Source organism: Acinetobacter sp. UBA3106, from assembly GCA_002365595.1.
Classification (GTDB): Bacteria; Pseudomonadota; Gammaproteobacteria; order Pseudomonadales; family Moraxellaceae; genus Acinetobacter.
Window position 1 is genome coordinate 164628 of record DFAM01000017.1, and the last position, 16365, is coordinate 180992.

At 42.5% G+C, this 16365-nt stretch carries 14 protein-coding genes and 1 other RNA gene; 9 read left to right on the plus strand and 6 right to left on the minus strand.

Annotated features, from left to right (window positions below):
- Positions 1-278 precede the first annotated feature (278 nt).
- From B4C48_RS10325 to B4C48_RS10335, 3 genes are all read right to left on the minus strand, one after another.
- The gene (locus B4C48_RS10325) at positions 279-515 is read right to left on the minus strand and encodes a DUF378 domain-containing protein (RefSeq protein ID WP_291356166.1); all 237 of its coding nucleotides are present in this window, start codon (positions 513-515) and stop codon (positions 279-281) included.
- 464 nt (positions 516-979) lie between these two features.
- On the minus strand, positions 980-2311 hold the full coding sequence (pepP, locus tag B4C48_RS10330; protein ID WP_291356297.1) for a Xaa-Pro aminopeptidase: 1332 nt from the start codon (positions 2309-2311) through the stop codon (positions 980-982).
- A 75-nt stretch (positions 2312-2386) separates the two neighbouring features.
- Positions 2387-3016, minus strand: a complete 630-nt coding sequence (locus tag B4C48_RS10335; RefSeq protein WP_291356167.1) for a UPF0149 family protein — start codon at positions 3014-3016, stop codon at positions 2387-2389.
- A gap of 64 nt (positions 3017-3080) precedes the next feature.
- Between B4C48_RS10335 and B4C48_RS10340 the strand changes: the two genes are divergently transcribed.
- The 3 genes from B4C48_RS10340 to ssrS all read left to right on the plus strand — a co-directional run bounded on the left by B4C48_RS10340 (position 3081) and on the right by ssrS (position 4204).
- A complete protein-coding gene (locus B4C48_RS10340) occupies positions 3081-3632 on the plus strand; it encodes a hypothetical protein (RefSeq protein WP_291356169.1) in 552 nt (183 codons plus the stop codon).
- 2 nt (positions 3633-3634) lie between these two features.
- Positions 3635-3919: a cell division protein ZapA gene (locus tag B4C48_RS10345; protein WP_291356171.1), complete on the plus strand. Its 285-nt coding sequence runs from the start codon at positions 3635-3637 to the stop codon at positions 3917-3919.
- 101 nt (positions 3920-4020) lie between these two features.
- Positions 4021-4204: non-coding RNA, 6S RNA (ssrS, locus tag B4C48_RS10350), on the plus strand.
- Between the two features lie 166 nt (positions 4205-4370).
- Here ssrS and B4C48_RS10355 read toward each other — a convergent pair.
- Complete coding sequence (locus tag B4C48_RS10355; RefSeq protein ID WP_291356173.1) at positions 4371-7412, minus strand: heavy metal translocating P-type ATPase; 3042 nt, start codon at positions 7410-7412, stop codon at positions 4371-4373.
- Between the two features lie 82 nt (positions 7413-7494).
- Between B4C48_RS10355 and B4C48_RS10360 the strand changes: the two genes are divergently transcribed.
- The 3 genes from B4C48_RS10360 (at position 7495) to lon (ending at position 11084) form a co-directional block, all read left to right on the plus strand.
- Entirely contained in the window at positions 7495-7875 is a 381-nt protein-coding gene (locus B4C48_RS10360) for a MerR family transcriptional regulator (RefSeq protein ID WP_291356175.1), read from the plus strand.
- Between the two features lie 48 nt (positions 7876-7923).
- Entirely contained in the window at positions 7924-8511 is a 588-nt protein-coding gene (locus B4C48_RS10365) for a 5-formyltetrahydrofolate cyclo-ligase (RefSeq protein ID WP_291356177.1), read from the plus strand.
- 146 nt (positions 8512-8657) lie between these two features.
- On the plus strand, positions 8658-11084 hold the full coding sequence (lon, locus tag B4C48_RS10370) for an endopeptidase La (RefSeq protein ID WP_291356179.1): 2427 nt from the start codon (positions 8658-8660) through the stop codon (positions 11082-11084).
- Positions 11085-11349: 265 nt separating this feature from the next.
- Here lon and B4C48_RS10375 read toward each other — a convergent pair whose 3' ends face one another.
- The gene (locus B4C48_RS10375; protein WP_414631505.1) at positions 11350-12309 is read right to left on the minus strand and encodes a M28 family peptidase; all 960 of its coding nucleotides are present in this window, start codon (positions 12307-12309) and stop codon (positions 11350-11352) included.
- Positions 12310-12465: 156 nt separating this feature from the next.
- Here B4C48_RS10375 and rlmH point away from each other — a divergent pair, with 156 nt between their 5' ends.
- The 3 genes from rlmH (at position 12466) to B4C48_RS10390 (ending at position 14881) form a co-directional block, all read left to right on the plus strand.
- Positions 12466-12948, plus strand: a complete 483-nt coding sequence (gene rlmH / locus B4C48_RS10380; RefSeq protein WP_291356183.1) for a 23S rRNA (pseudouridine(1915)-N(3))-methyltransferase RlmH — start codon at positions 12466-12468, stop codon at positions 12946-12948.
- Positions 12949-13147: 199 nt separating this feature from the next.
- Entirely contained in the window at positions 13148-13924 is a 777-nt protein-coding gene (locus B4C48_RS10385) for a dioxygenase (RefSeq protein WP_291356185.1), read from the plus strand.
- Between the two features lie 189 nt (positions 13925-14113).
- Positions 14114-14881 (plus strand): DUF4377 domain-containing protein, encoded by a 768-nt coding sequence (locus tag B4C48_RS10390; RefSeq protein ID WP_291356187.1) that lies wholly within the window; start codon positions 14114-14116, stop codon positions 14879-14881.
- A gap of 70 nt (positions 14882-14951) precedes the next feature.
- On the opposite strand, the gene gdhA is transcribed toward B4C48_RS10390, so the two are convergent.
- Entirely contained in the window at positions 14952-16295 is a 1344-nt protein-coding gene (gene gdhA, locus B4C48_RS10395) for an NADP-specific glutamate dehydrogenase (RefSeq protein ID WP_409449793.1), read from the minus strand.
- Positions 16296-16365 lie beyond the last annotated feature (70 nt).

A 16365-nucleotide genomic window follows, 5' to 3' on the forward strand; every position in this document is an offset into this window, starting at 1 on the left:
TCATAATTGATTTTATATTACCTCAAAGATTTTCATTTTTATAATGAATTAGCGCTTCGGTTCTGAGTGAGGCAAGAGTGTGAGTAAATTTCAGCTATCTAGCTTGTATCTGAAGATAAAATTATTAACGGAAAGAGATATAAGCTTTACCGCTCGCATAAAAAACGGAGCTTAAGCTCCGTTTAACAAAATCAGGTCAGCCAAATCAGCCAATAATCTCAATTACAGAAATTAGCTTCATGCAGATCTAAATACGTTCTCTATTTACTGATTGGCTATTAACGCACAACTCTGGCCTGAGGCTCATGATGTACTGATTTACCTAACTTAGTTCCTGTATAGATTAAATAAAGTGCAGATAAACCCACCAAGACATACACAATTCGCGATAAGGTGCTCATTTCACCAAAGATTGCAGAGACCAAATTGAAGTCAAATGCACCAACTAAGCCCCAGTTGATGCCACCAATAATGGTTAAAGCATAGGCAATCCAGTCTATAGTATTTAATCTCATAGTTTTTCTCCCACTCTTCTTTAAGTTTATTTAAGGATCAGAGAAAGTATGTGAAAGAAACTAGAATTAATATGTTGCTTTGATGCAAAAAACCGATTTCCTATGTTGAATTCATGTCACTTTATAGCTTCTAAATTTTAACTTGGTTATTTTTATTTGAATTATTCGCGATCTAGGTAAATTAAAATGCATTTTGCTTCAATGAGTATTCTTTTCAGTTACATTCAATCGTTATATTTCAACATTGGACTTTTCCTAAATAGGTTTCAGAATAACTAAAAACTTCTTCAACGATTCTAGGCTGTAAGAAGCACGCTGATGAAGAACAAAATGTGCATGCTTTACATTTACATGCACTGCCCGAATCAGGTTAATTTCATAAAATATTCACCAACTTGGTTTCAAGCAATATTGCATCTTGAAAAAAGCCGGTCATTTGACCGGCTTTACCTACCCAAAATCGCTTAGGCTACTTTGGCTTTTGCCATCAGTAATTCAATATCTTCGACTGTTTTTACTACATCTTTGGTGAGCACCAGTGGCCCGTTTTCGGTAGCCACCACATCATCTTCTATACGGATACCAATACCACGCCATTTAGCATCGACAGTTTCATCGTCCGGTGCAATATATAGCCCCGGTTCTACCGTGACGACCATACCCTCTTCATAAGCACGCCATTCACCATCTTGCTTATATGAACCGACATCGTGCACATCCATTCCTAACCAGTGGCCGGTGCCATGCATGTAGAACTGACGGAAAGTTTCTTTTGCGATAATTTCCTCAAGATCACCTTGCATAATGCAGAGGTCTAATAAGCCTTGAACCAAAATGCGTACTGCCACATTGTGAGGTTCTTTATAGGAGTTCCCAATCCGCACCGCATCAATTGCAGCAATTTGCGAATCGAGTACCAAGTTATATAAGGCTTTTTGCTCAGTACTGAATTTGCCATTCACCGGGAAAGTACGGGTAATGTCTGAAGCATACAATTGATATTCGCAGGCAGCATCAATCAGTACCAGATCACCCTCTCTCAGCTCTTTGTCATTTTCCACATAATGCAGAATACAGGCATTTGCCCCTCCCCCAACAATACTGTTGTATGAAGGCAAGCAGCCATTTTTACCAAAAACATAATTCAATTCTGCTTCTAATGCATATTCCATCATGCCCGGACGTACCATTTGCATGGCACGGGTATGGGCTTCTGCTGAAATATCTGATGCAAGCTGCATTAACCTGATTTCTTTTTCAGATTTATGTAAACGCATTTCATCCAGAATGCGATCCAGCTGAATCACTTGTGCCGGTGCTGAAGTACCTTTACGTGATTCACCATTGGCTTTGACCAGCCATTTCGCTACGCGGGCATCAAAATCCGCCTGCTGGCCAATACGATAGAACAGCTTTTGTTTATTGTGCAATTTCTCGATAATTTCTTCATCGAGCAGATCAATGGCATAGGCTTCATCCGCCTCATAATCATCCACTGCACCATCTACACCGGCACGGTAACCATTCCAAATTTCCATCTCGCGGTTACGTTCACGACAGAACAGACTATAGGTATAACCTTCATCAATCGATTCAAAAGTCTCAATCACCGCCACAGCTTCAGGCTCTGCAAACCCTGTCAGATAGAAAAAGCTGCTGTCTGCACGGAATTTATAATCTGCATCGCGGTTACGCATGGCCACCGGACTGGTTGCAATAATTGCAATACTGTGCGGACCCATTTCTTCTGCCAGGCGGTCACGACGTTCCTGAAAATCTGCTTGAGTCAGTTTCATCATTAAGTGTACTTTTGTCTTTTATGAATAGGTTATAAATTTTAAATGCTCTGTTTGTGAACACAATCGCCCGAATTAGCTCGGACGATGCGGTGTAAACATTTCAACAACACTGCTGGCTTCAGTAGCATTATTTTTTTGCAATTGTGGCTGGATATTTTGCAGCAATGGAGTTTCTGCAATTTCCACTTTTTTACGTCCCAATGACAGGCTCACAGGAATTAAACGCACAAATTCGTAAAGCTCCTGATAGCTTTCTTCGCCTTCTTCGTCATCATCCGATTCATCAAACTCAACTGCAGCCACATCTTGCAGATGTTCAATCAGTTCCATTTCATCCGGACGGATATGTCCAGAGGCCAGACCAAATCCCAATACCACACCGGCACACCAGTCCGCCAAGGCTTGTACACGATCCGCAAGAACGTGTTCATCATCCGGGAGCAAAGGTAAGTAGTCGAGTTCATCTTCAGATAAAGCATGGGCAATATCTTCCGCTTCATCGGCTAATATCTCTAAAACCTGCTGCTCGAGTGCCGGAATTTCCAGGGTGGCTAAAATTTGTTGCCACTCATCTGATGTCGGTGCTTGAGTAACACAAACAATACCCGTTAGCAGCCCATGTAACTCACTTGGGCTTGAAATCTCTTCAATTTTTGAAAAATTGTGGTGCCATTCCGACCAACCTGAAATATCGTCTTGCATTCGTTTATCCAATCTCTATACTTCGTATATATTACCTTTGTTTGCGATACTGTGCGACTACGATATGTTAGAAGAATTACAGCGTCTACAGGCGCATATTGGCGTTTTAAAAACGCGACTTGCGCATTTTAAAAGTGAAAATGATGCACTCAATGCTGCAAAAGCAGATTCCAATGAGCACCATCATGCCCAAATTGTGCAAAAAAATGGCATTATCACCCAGAAACAAGAAGAAATAGATAATCTGAGCGAGCAATTAAACGAAACCCAATCGCAATTCAAGCAATTGAATACCGATGCAGCTTCTTTAGCTGACCGTTATAGCCGTTTGGAAAAAAGCTGTACCGATCTTAAAAACCGCTTTCAGGAAATTCTGGCTGAACGTAATGAATTACGTATCATTAAAGAAAAAATGCAAAATGAACAGCGCCTGGCTCAACAGGAAATTCAGGGTTTGCAGCAGGAACGTGAAAGATTGTTACAAAAAAATGAACACGCCAAAGCTAAAGTAGAAGCGATTATTCAGCGCCTCTCTATTTTAGGTACAGCTCAAGACCAGCATGCGCAAGAAATTCAGCAACTTGCACATCCTACCGATGCCAATGAGGACATTTAATCATGAGTGAACAAATTGCGGTTGAATTGCGGGTATTGGGTCATAATTTTCGTTTAGCAACCACTGAAAAGGAAAAAGCTGATTTACAGCGTGCAGCTGAATTATTAAATGAAAAATATGATGATTTTCGCCGTAAAGCACCACGTCTTGAACCGAGCAAACTGATTATTATGGTGGCGCTTGAACTGATGCAGGAAGTACTGGCCATGAATAAGTCTCTGCAAGAATATGCACATTGTGAACGCCTGTTGACCACCATTTTAGAAGATGTCGATGATTTGGTTTAATTTCTGATTTAAATTGCATAAACAATCATCATTTAGGATTTAACTTTACAGTTGTTGAACACTGAGGATTTGCCAATACTTCATTATTGGTTATACTTACTCTATCTCTGAGGTGTTCGCCAGCGAGTCTATATCCCTGCCGATACTTAAATCTACGGATTGTGTTCTGCATATTTAGAGTGTATGCCCATCTTCGTATGGGAAACCCAGCAAGTATGCGTCGCGTCCACCTTGAACTTCTTCGGGTTCAGGGTAACGACATGCAGCGGCATCTTCGGAGTGTTTTTTCTTTTTCTTAGTCATATTTATTACAAGATCTATTCACCTATTTTCATTTTAAAAAATTTTCATTTTTAAATTGATTTCGTGCTCCTCCATCTATTCACCGATCATCTATGCAAAAAACCCAAGACTTGTATCTTGGGTTTATTACTTTCCTTTACAGGTTCAGTTATTCAGACTTTTGCAAACGAAGTGCATTAATCACGACAGACAAAGAACTCAATGACATGGCAACCGCAGCAAGCATCGGGGTCAATAACAGTCCAGTCAATGGATAAAAAACACCCGCCGCCACCGGCACACCCAAACCGTTATAGACAAAGGAAAAGGCCAGATTCTGCTTCATGTTTTTCACACCCAGTTTCGCCATATGAATGGCATCCGCCACACCACGAATATCTCCTTTCACCAAAGTCACCTGAGCTGTTTGTTTGGCAATATCGGTACCATTACCCATTGCAATGCCGACATTGGCCTGGGCCAGTGCCGGTGCATCATTAATGCCATCGCCTGCCATTGCTACAACTTTGCCTTGAGCCTGATATTTTTTCACGATATCTAATTTTTCAGTCGGGCTACAGTTGCCATAGACCTGCTGAATTCCCAGCTCAGCTGCAACCAGTTTGGCATTTTGTTCATGGTCACCTGTCGCCATCACCACTTCAACGCCGTCGGCAATCAGTTGGTCGATTACCTGATGGGCATTGTGTTTAATCGCATCATGAATCGAGATATAAGCCAGAACGTGCTGCTCATTGGCCAAAAAGCTAATCACATTCCCTGTAGAGCGTTGCTGATCTAGCTTTGCCTGCCTTGCTCTATCTAGTTTTAAACCCAATTGATCCAGTAGTTTTTGGCTGCCTACATAGAGGGTTTGATCATCAATCTGCCCTTTCACTCCAAAACCGGTGACATCTTCAAAGTCACTGACTTTTAGCAATTGCTCATGTGGAATAAGTTTTGTCAGGGTTTGCGCAATTGGATGGGTTGAATACTGTTCAATAGAGGCAATCCATTGTTCTACTTGGGTTTGATGAACCTTATCTGAAAGCAGTTTAATCTCTTTCAGGCTCGGTTTACCTTCGGTCAGGGTCCCGGTTTTATCGACAATTAAAGTCGTAACTTTACTTAAGGCTTCAATGGCTTCCGCATCTTTAAACAGCACGCCTTTTTGCGCGGCACGACCTGTGGTTGCCATCACCGACATTGGCGTTGCCAGACCTAAGGCACATGGACAGGCAATAATGAGTACAGCCACCGCACACATCAGCGCCAGATCAAACTGTGCTTCACCAAACACCATCCAGGCCATAAAGGTCAGCACACTAATCGCTAAAACAATCACCACAAAATATTTGGCAAATACATCGGCGAGTCTTTGTAACGGCGCCTTGGAACGCTGTGCTTCGGCCACGGTCTGAATCATTTTCGCTAAAGTGGTATTTGCGCCCACTGCCGTGGTTTGGATGCGAATACTGCCCTGCTGGTTCACCGTACCGCCAATGACCCGATCATCGACTTCTTTTTTCACCGGAACCGGTTCACCCGTCATCATCGCTTCATCGACATAGGTTTTGCCTTCCACCACAATGCCATCGAGTGGAATCTGGTCCCCTGAAGAAATCTGCAAGATATCGCCCTGTTTCACCATACCCACATCCACTTCCACCACCTGATCATGCTGCACCAGTTTTGCGGTGTGCGGTTGCAGTTTCAGCAATGATTTTAATGCATCTGCGGTTTTGGCACGGGCTTTCAGTTCCATGATTTGTCCGAGCAAACTCAAGGACACAATCATACAGGCTGCTTCATAATACACGGCGACGCCATGACCGGTTTTGGCCTGCATGGGAATCAGGGAGGGAAAAACCGTCGCCACAACACTGTAAATAAAGGCCGCCAGCACCCCGACCCCAATCAGGCTCCACATATTCAGGTTGCGGGTTTTATACGAAATCCAGCAACGTTCAATAAAGGGTTTTCCTGCCCACAGAATGACGGGAATAGAAAGCACCAGTTCAATCCACGGCTGAATATGCTGCGGAATAAAGGCATGAATATGCGAACCCATGGCCATGACAAATACACTTAAAGTCAGCGGCAACGTCATCCAGAAACGGTGACTGAAATCGACCAGTTCAGGATTCGGTGCATCATTTAAGCTTGGTTGCATTGGCTCTAAAGCCATACCACAGATCGGACACGTTCCCGGCCCTTTCTGCACAATTTCAGGGTCCATCGGACAGGTATAATCCATATCCGCCGCGCCTTCAGGTACAGGTCGCTGATCGGCTGGAATCAGATAAAACTCAGGATCAGCCTTAAACTTGTCTAGGCAAGACGGATTACAGAAATAGTAAGTTTTAGTCTGATACTCTGTTTTTAAATCGGTTGAAGTATCCACCGACATACCGCAAACAGGATCAATTTCCGCACTCTGCACTGATTCAGGATGCGCTCCGCAACAACAGTCAGATGTCTTTTCTTCCACTATCTTTTTGGCTTGTGAACCACAGCAAGAGGATGCTTTCTGACTTATTTGTAGATATTGCTCAGGTTGCTGGGTAAATTGAGTCAAACAGCGTTCTGAACAGAAATAATAGTCTTGCGATTCAAACTGAGTGTGAAATTTAGAATCTGTTTTAACCTGCATGCCACAGACTGGATCGGTGACAGTTTGCATATCTAATCTAGCTTGTGAATTGCCGCTACAACATCCTTTTTGTTCTAGTGTTTTAGGCTGCGATGCACAACCACAACCCGAAATTTTGGCAGATTCTTTTGCCAGATATTGTTGCGGATTTTGTTGAAATTTACTTAAACAGCCCGGACAGCAAAAATAATAAAGTTGTCCTGAATATTCGATATGCGGTTTGGATAAATCTGTCACGGTCATGCCGCAGACCGGATCAACATATTGCTGCTGTGGTTTTTTCTCACCACCACAACATGAAGATGAGGCCGTTACAACTTTAGCTTTATTTGCACAGCCACAGCCTGATTTAGGCTTGGTTTGTTGAAGGTAAGTTTCAGGATTTTTAATAAACTTTTGTTTGCAGCCATCACAACAAAATAAATATTTTTTCCCCTCAAATTCAAAAGCATGCTCTGAAGGTTCAGAAACGCTCATGCCACAAACCGGATCAACTTTCACTAATTCAAGAACTGAATCCTGTTTTGCACAGCAGGAAGATTTTTGTTGCTCATTCATCCGACTCACCTGTTTTATTTTTGCATTGTGTTAGCATAAAGTCTGTACCTAGGTACAGAGTCAAGTCATTTGAGGATATTTTATGCTCACCATCGGAAAACTGGCCAAACAGTGTCATATTAATGTCGAAACCATTCGCTATTATCAACGCATCGGTTTAATGCGCGTGCCTGAAACTACCCAGAGTTACCGTTATTACAATGACAAAGACATTGAAACTTTAAGCTTTATTCAAAAAGGTAAAGATGCAGGTTTGCAACTCAGTGAAATACAGGAGTTACTGCAACTTCAACTCGAGGACCGTGAACAGGTAAGACATGTCATCGAACAACGCCTAGAAAAAATTGATCAAAGGATTCAGGAATTGCAGGCGCTGAAAACCCGTTTAAGCAGTTGGGTAGATGAATGCAAGAGCACAAATCAAAGCGGCTGCCCGATTCTGAAAGAGCTGAAAAACAGTTAAACTCCTTTTAGCATGAATATTGATATATTTTTTGGGAACGAATAAAAGATGTCAGTGGATTTAAAAGTTTTACGCAAGCAACTTCGACATCAACGTAGAGCCGTCTCCGACTTTCAACAAAAACAAGCTCAACAAAAAGTACTCCAGCAACTGATCCGGCTAAAATCTTTTCAGCATGCAAAAAAAGTGGGGGTTTACCTGCATGCTTTTGGAGAAATTAATACCAATCAAATTATCGAGTACTGTTTTAAACAGCATAAGCAGGTTTATCTGCCAATGATTTGTACCATGAACCAGCAATTGCACTGGGTTCGAATCAGTCTGCAACAATACCGAAATAAGCGTTTTTCCTATCATCCTTTTGGTATGCAGGAACCTATGGCCGGACGCGGTGTGCATGTTTCGACGCTGGACTTTTTAATCATGCCTTTATTAGCCTGTGATATTTATGGTACACGCATTGGTATGGGCGGCGGTTTCTATGACAAAACCTTGGCCAGTGCGCCAAATAATCCTTTTCGCCTGGGGATTGCGCATGACTTTCAGTTGATCCAGCAACGCTTGCTACGCGAAGCATGGGATCAACCGCTAGATGCCCTACTGACGCCTTCAGAATATTTATCTTTCAAACGTTAAACTGTCATTTTGGTCACTCAGGAACACTGTAGAATCACACATTTACTCATTTTTTATACATTTTCATTTGCCCTGCCCTTGTATTTTTTGAAATACACTTCACTATAAAAATATGGCAACACCATTGTTATTCATTAGGAGTGCCCATGTCTGAAATTATTATGAATCAAGAAACCTCAGCTACACAGGTTCCAAACGTATTACCCCTTTTAGCGCTACGTGATGTGGTGGTTTACCCACATATGCAAATTGCGTTATTCGTAGGTCGTGAAAAATCGATCAAAGCAGTTGACGTGGCCCGTAACAGTGACAATCTCGTATTTGTAGTTGCACAACAAGATTCTCTTACAGAAGAAATTGATCACGACAACTTATATCAATACGGTACTGTCGCGAAGATTGTGCAAGTTGTGAATCATGAAAATGATGAAAACTGTATAAAAGTACTCATTGAAGGTTTACATCGTTCTAAACTGGTCAAAATCATCGACAACGATGAATATTTATCAGCCGAACATGCTCTCAGCCCAATGACTGTGAATGTTGAATCTGAGGCTCAAGAAACACGTGTGCAAGAGTTGCGAGCTTTATTTGCTCAATATGCGGAAGCCAAATTACGTAATGCACGTGAATTGATTACTGCTGCAAATAAAATCGATGACTTGTTGCAACTGTTGTTCTTTGTGGCCACTCGTGTGCCATTAAACATCGATATCAAGCAAAAGTTCCTGGAACATGATGACTTTGAAGCACATTTGACTGAGCTCATGACTTATTTGTTACAACAGTCTGAAGAACAGCAGATTGAACAAACTTTGCATGACTCGGTCAAACGTCAGATGGAGAAAAACCAGCGCGAATATTTCCTGAATGAAAAGATGAAGGTGATTCAGCGCGAACTTTCTGACATGAACGGCGGTGCTGAAGATGATGTTGCAGAAATTGAACGTCGTCTGGAAGAGGCTGATTTACCTGAACATGTGCGTAAAAAAGCCGAGTCTGAATTCCGTAAGCTGAAAGCGATGCAACCTGCTTCAAGTGAAGCGGCTGTGGTGCGCAATTATATCGAGGCGATTTTAGATACGCCTTGGAATAAAGCCAGCAAAGTCAGTATTAACCTGAACAAGGCGCAAGAGATTCTGGATGCCGACCACTATGGTTTGGACGAAGTGAAACAACGTATTGTTGAATACCTAGCGGTTCAATCACGCGTGAAAAAACTTAAAGGTCCGATTCTTTGCCTGGTGGGTCCTCCAGGGGTAGGTAAAACTTCACTGGGTGAATCGATTGCCAAAGCCACAGGTCGTGAATTTGTGCGTATGGCTTTAGGTGGCGTGCGTGACGAAGCGGAAATCCGTGGTCACCGTCGTACTTATATCGGTGCGATGCCAGGTAAAGTGGTGCAGTCGTTGACCAAGGTCGGCGTAAAGAACCCACTGTTCTTGCTCGACGAAATTGACAAGATGGCACAAGACTACCGCGGCGACCCTGCTTCTGCCTTGCTTGAAGTACTTGATCCATCACAAAATAGCAAGTTCAACGATCACTACCTTGATCTTGATCTGGACTTGTCTGAAGTGATGTTCATCTGTACTGCAAATAGCATGAATATTCCTGAGGCTCTTTTAGACCGTATGGAAGTAATTCGTCTTCCGGGTTATACCGAAGAGGAAAAAGTGAATATTGCTGAGCGCTACCTGGTTCCTAAAGCGATTAAGGACAATGGTTTACGTGGCAAAGAATTGACCATTCATGAAGAAGCCATTCGTGACATCGTGCGCCGCTATACGCGTGAAGCAGGTGTGCGTAGCTTGGAACGTGAAGTATCAAAAATTGCGCGTAAAGTCGTGAAAGAAGCGGTCAGCAAAAAAGCTAAAAACCTGCATATCGATGTGACTGCTGACAACCTGTCTGATTATCTAGGCGTACACAAGTTCGACTTCGGTATGGCAGAAGAAGAAGCGCAAGTCGGTCGTGTCAATGGTTTGGCTTGGACATCAGTTGGTGGCGAATTACTTTCGATTGAAGTTGCTGCGGTCAAAGGTAAAGGTAAATTCATTACCACCGGTTCACTCGGTGATGTCATGAAAGAATCGATTACTGCCGCAATGACTGTGGTGCGTACCCGTGCAGATGCGCTTGGTATTGAATCTTCAAGATTTGAAGAAACCGATATTCATGTGCATTTACCTGAAGGTGCAACACCGAAAGATGGTCCGTCAGCAGGTTTGGCACTCACCACTGCATTGGTTTCAGCCTTCACAGGCATTCCGGTACGTGCTGATATTGCCATGACTGGTGAAACCAACCTCGGTGGCCGTGCAATGCGCATTGGTGGCTTAAAGGAAAAACTTTTAGCTGCACATCGCGGTGGCATTAAGACGGTATTCATCCCTCAAGAAAACGTACGTGACTTGGTGGAAATTCCAGAAAATGTCAAAGCTGGCCTGGAAATTAAGGCGGTGAAAAGCATCGATGAGATCTTGCCATTCGCCTTGACCGAAGCGCCAAAACCTTTGGTGAAAGCACCAATTGTGAAGCCGATTGCAGAAGGTAAAGCAGCCCGTCATTAATCGTATTTCGATACAAAAAAGAGAGAGCTTCGGCTCTCTTTTTTTGTGTAAAAGTTTTACGATATTGATAGAGCATCAGCTTGAAAAAAATACATGTAGCCCTCATGTTTTATTATAGAGGCACAGATACGCTATAGATGTAGTGTAGATTTCTAATTTATTTATAGTTAACAAGTTATGTGAATGGTCATCTACATCTCCAGGTGGATGACCTTTTTGATCGCAGTCCCAGTATTCTATTCAGGGGCTGCGTTTTTTATTGTACCTATTCATCAGGCTGAAGCATTAAGCTATAAGTCAGTCCATTTATGACATTGGCCATTTTGGAAATATTAAGGGTTTTTAAAGTATCAGTCGCGCTATGATTGTGCTTGTTACGAAAATGACCTGTATCGGTAATCATCATGGCGGGAATATCGAACTTCCAGTAATTCAGATGATCTGAAAATTCCATTCCCGCAATAAAGGACGGTGCGACCAGTCGTTGACATTCCAACCGGTCCAGTATGCGCATCGATTCACAATATTTCGCACTCAAGTCATAGGACTGCAAATTACTGACCGCGGCAATAAAGTTTCCATGTTGCGGATAGACCCATTTCAAGCCCGTAGGATATTGCTGCACCAGATTTTCATCAAAAAACCCGATCATCTCTAAAATATAAACGCCCCGGATTTGATTTTTTTGAGCCTGGATTGATTTCGCATGCACAAAACTGCCCATCTGCTCGGTCTTGAAAAATGGCGGTTCTTGCAAGGTATAAAACACAAATTCGACATTATGGGCCAATTGAGATTTCAGCTGTGAGAGTATGCGCGCCGTTTCAATCACTCCTGCCACTCCTGAGGCATTATCATCTGCACCCTGCGTTTCCCCAAACACATCATAATGCGCACCGACAATCACTTTGTCAGCGTGACCTGCTGTTAAGGTACAGACCACATTGCGATAACCCAAACCATTGACCATGTAATTCTGATACTGGCATGGAATACCAAACAAACGCATCTGTTCTTTAATCCATGCAGAAACACGTTGTAATTGTTCTCTGTTTTTATAATGACGATGTCCCTGTTGGCCGATGATTTGCTCGAGATACACTTTTAAATTATCGCTACTGGCGGGAGTTATACTCGGTAATGCCCAACTTGAAGTAGTTAACAACATAGTGCAAAGGAAGATGCTCAATGATAAGCCTAAATGTTTATTCCTTTTTAATCGCATTTAATTCTTCTTCCTCTTTTCTTATTCATCTTTCATCCATTACCGAAGATTAAAGCAGCATCTCATACGGCTTTTCAATTGCAATTTGTTGCTCAAAAACAGGTAAAACCCGTTTTAACGTTTATAATGAAGATGACTTTCAAATCGTCGAATCTTATGAAAATCCGTATTATTACCATCGGTCAAAAAATGCCAGCCTGGGTGCTCACCGGTTTTGAAGATTACTTCAAACGTATTCAGCCTTTTGTGCAGACTCAAATTATTGAATTACCTATGGCAAAACGCGGCAAAAACGATTCCGAAGCCGATATCCTGAAATATCGCCAGATTGAAGGTGACAGTATTCTGAATGCGCTTAAGCATAATGAAACCCTGATTGCCCTTGAAGTTGGTGGCAAAGAATTCAGTACTGAAAAACTGGCTGAAACCATGAAACATTGGATGCTTGAAGGCAACGATGTGGTGTTGGCAATTGGGGGTCCGGATGGCCACTCTGAAGCGGTGCGTAAAGCTGCTGCATGGCACTGGTCGCTGTCCAAACTGACCTTGCCTCATCCTATGGTTCGCGTCATGCTGATTGAGCAGCTCTACCGCGCAATGAGTATTAACCATAATCATCCTTATCACCGAGCCGGTTAAAACTTCATAACAGGATGATTTAAGCTCGCAAAAATAGTGTAAAACTAAGCTATTTCTGAGCTTGAGTCATCAACCAGATCGGGCTCTGCGTTATCGTTCCACAAACGAAACAATATGTTGATATAAATTTTATTTATTCTATTTCTCTTTATTTGGCATCATATCCTCAATCGATAGTATTTAAATTAGGCGCGTCATCATGAATTTACAAACTTTACCCGGTTTATTTATTTCACATGGATCACCCATGTTGGCGCTTAATCCGGAACAGGTGGGTCCTGCTTTGGAGCGATTGAGTTTAAATCTGCCTAAGCCTGAAGCCATTATTGTGATGTCTGCACACTGGGAAAGTAATGCACTCGAAGTCAGTAGCAGTGTACGTCCTGAAACCTGGCATGATTTCCGTGGTTTTCCGCCGGAGCTGTATGAAATACGCTATCCTGCACCGGGTCAGCCTGAACTTGCAGAAGAAATTCTGCATCTGTTAGCCAATGCCGGCTTTTCCGCGCATGCCAATAGCACCCGTCCACGTGATCATGGTGTATGGATGCCTTTGCTGCATATGTATCCTGAGGCTGATATTCCTGTCATTGAAATCTCCTTGCCCATGAACCTGTCGGCAGAAGATATTTATAAAATTGGCCAAACCCTGGCACCATTACGTGAAAAGCAGATCTTAATGATCGGCTCGGGAAGTATTACCCATAACTTAAGCGAACTGTCCTGGCATGGCGACTCTGCTGCAGTACCTGAATGGGCATCGACTTTCCGGAATTATGTGGTCAATAAAATGAATCACAGTGATTATGCTGCGGTTCTGGACTGGCAGACTATTCCCCATGTACAACGTAATCATCCTACCTTGGAACACTTTGCTCCACTGTTCTTTGCCATGGGCACGGGTCACCGTTTTAGTATTGTACATAGTAGTTTCAGTATGGGTTCTCTGGGCATGGATATTTACCGTTTTGATTAATTCATTAATCGTGGACTTTTCATACAGCATTTAAAAAAACCGCTCATCAACTCATAACTTTTTATTAACAATTAACAAAATTATAATTATGGATACATTTTGAAACTGAATTCACCAAAATGTATCCATATTTTATAAATGCTTATACTTTATGCTCTTAAAAATTTTTCAAAACCAGATACTTTTAAAATGAAATTTAAGCTTTTAGCAATTGCCCTTTTCCCTCTTACGCTTATGGCCTGCCAATCTGGTGATCTACAGAAAGCTGGAGATGTTGCCATTTCAGTCTTACAACAACAAAATGCAGATCAAACGCTCAGTACTTATCAATGGAGTACCACTACAGGCACTGCGCCAAAACCTTTGGTTCTGAATTTTGATCATAAAGGGCATTTAAGTATTGCGACCAGCTGTAATGGTATGGGCGGGAGCTGGAAAGTTGAAAATAATCAGATTGTCACCAGCAACCTGATCTCTACCCAAATGGCATGTGAAGACTCAGCCATGCAGCAGGAAAAAGTTGCTGCCGATTTACTTGACAATCGTAAAGCACCGTTCCTTTTAGATTTAAAAGATCCACAGCAACCGACATTAACCATTGTTTCAGCGACAGGTCAAAAATACGTTTTCACCGGCACCATGACACCTGAAAGCAAATATCAAAGTCAGGCTGAAACCATTTTTCTGGAAATATCACCTGAAACAAAACCCTGTACTGGCGTTGCTCCACAAACCTGTCTCCAAGTACGTGAAGTTAAATATGCCGAAAATGGGGTAAAAACTCAGGTCGATAAAGACTGGACTTTGTTCTATGACAAAATCGAAGGCTTTACTCATACCCCGAATGAACGCCAGATCATCCGGGTCAAACGTTATGAAATCAAGCATCCCGCTGCAGATCAGTCGAAATATGCTTATATCCATGACATGACCGTTGAACGCTCAACAGTGAAGTAAATAGCGTATTCAAGACATAAAAAAACCGAGGCTTTTGCCCCGGTTTTTTAAAGCTTAAACCAAGTCAGACTTAGAATACGCCTTGAGCAAGCATGGCATCAGCCACTTTTACGAAGCCTGCAATGTTCGCACCGTCAACATAGTTCACAGTACCATCTTCTTTCGTACCGTATTTCACGCAGTTGCGGTGAATTTCTTTCATGATTGCGTGTAAACGCTCATCCACTTCTTCGAAAGTCCAGCCTAAACGCAATGCGTTTTGAGACATTTCAAGACCAGAAGTTGCTACACCACCGGCATTCGATGCCTTACCTGGAGCATAAAGAATTTTCGCTTCAACGAATTTCTCTACAGCATCCAGTGTAGAAGGCATGTTCGCACCTTCAGCCACACAGATTGCACCATTTGCAAGAAGTTTAGCTGCGTCATCTGCATCTAACTCGTTTTGAGTTGCACATGGAAGTGCGATATCACACTTGATACCCCAAGGACGTTGACCTTCAAGATATTCAAAACCGTGTTTAGACGCGAATTCAGAAATACGGCCACGTTTCACGTTTTTAAGTTCCATCACTTCTGCAAGAAGTTCGTCAGTGAAACCGTCTTTAACGAACACTGTACCTGCAGAGTCAGAAAGTGAAACCACTTTCGCGCCCAGGAACATTGCTTTTTCAGCAGCGTATTGTGCAACGTTACCAGAACCGGAAATCGTTACAACTTTATCTTTGAAGCTGTCGCCACGAGTTTTTAGCATTTCCTCAGCGAAATACACAGTACCGTAACCCGTTGCTTCAGGACGAGCCAATGAACCACCGAAAGTTAAACCTTTACCAGTGAATACACATGAAGTGTCATTGCTCAATTTTTTCATCATGCCGGCCATGTAGCCTACTTCACGGCCACCTACACCGATATCGCCCGCAGGGATGTCTGTGTTTGAACCAAGGTGACGATAAAGCTCGATCATCAACGCTTGGCAGAAACGCATGATTTCGCCTTCAGACTTACCTTTAGGGTCGAAGTCTGAACCACCTTTACCACCGCCCATTGGCAATGTAGTCAAAGCATTTTTGAAAGTTTGTTCAAAGCCCAGGAATTTCAGAATTGAAAGGTTCACTGAAGGATGGAAACGCATCCCCCCTTTAAATGGACCAATCGCTGAGTTGTACTGTACACGGAAAGCACGGTTAACTTGAGTTTGGCCTTTGTCATCTACCCATGAAACACGGAACTGAATCGCACGTTCAGGTTCTACCAGACGTTCAAGTAATCCATGATCAGCATATTCTGGATTCTTTTCAATGAATGGCCAAAGGCTGGTCATCACTTCTTCTACAGCTTGTAGAAACTCTGGTTGATGTTGGTCACGTGATTTAACGTAGTCTAGGAAGTCGTTAAGGCTGTTATATTTCAACACTTAATCCTCAGCAGAAATGGATCAAAATCGGTCAATATTTCAATCAATGATATATTTTGGCGCAAAA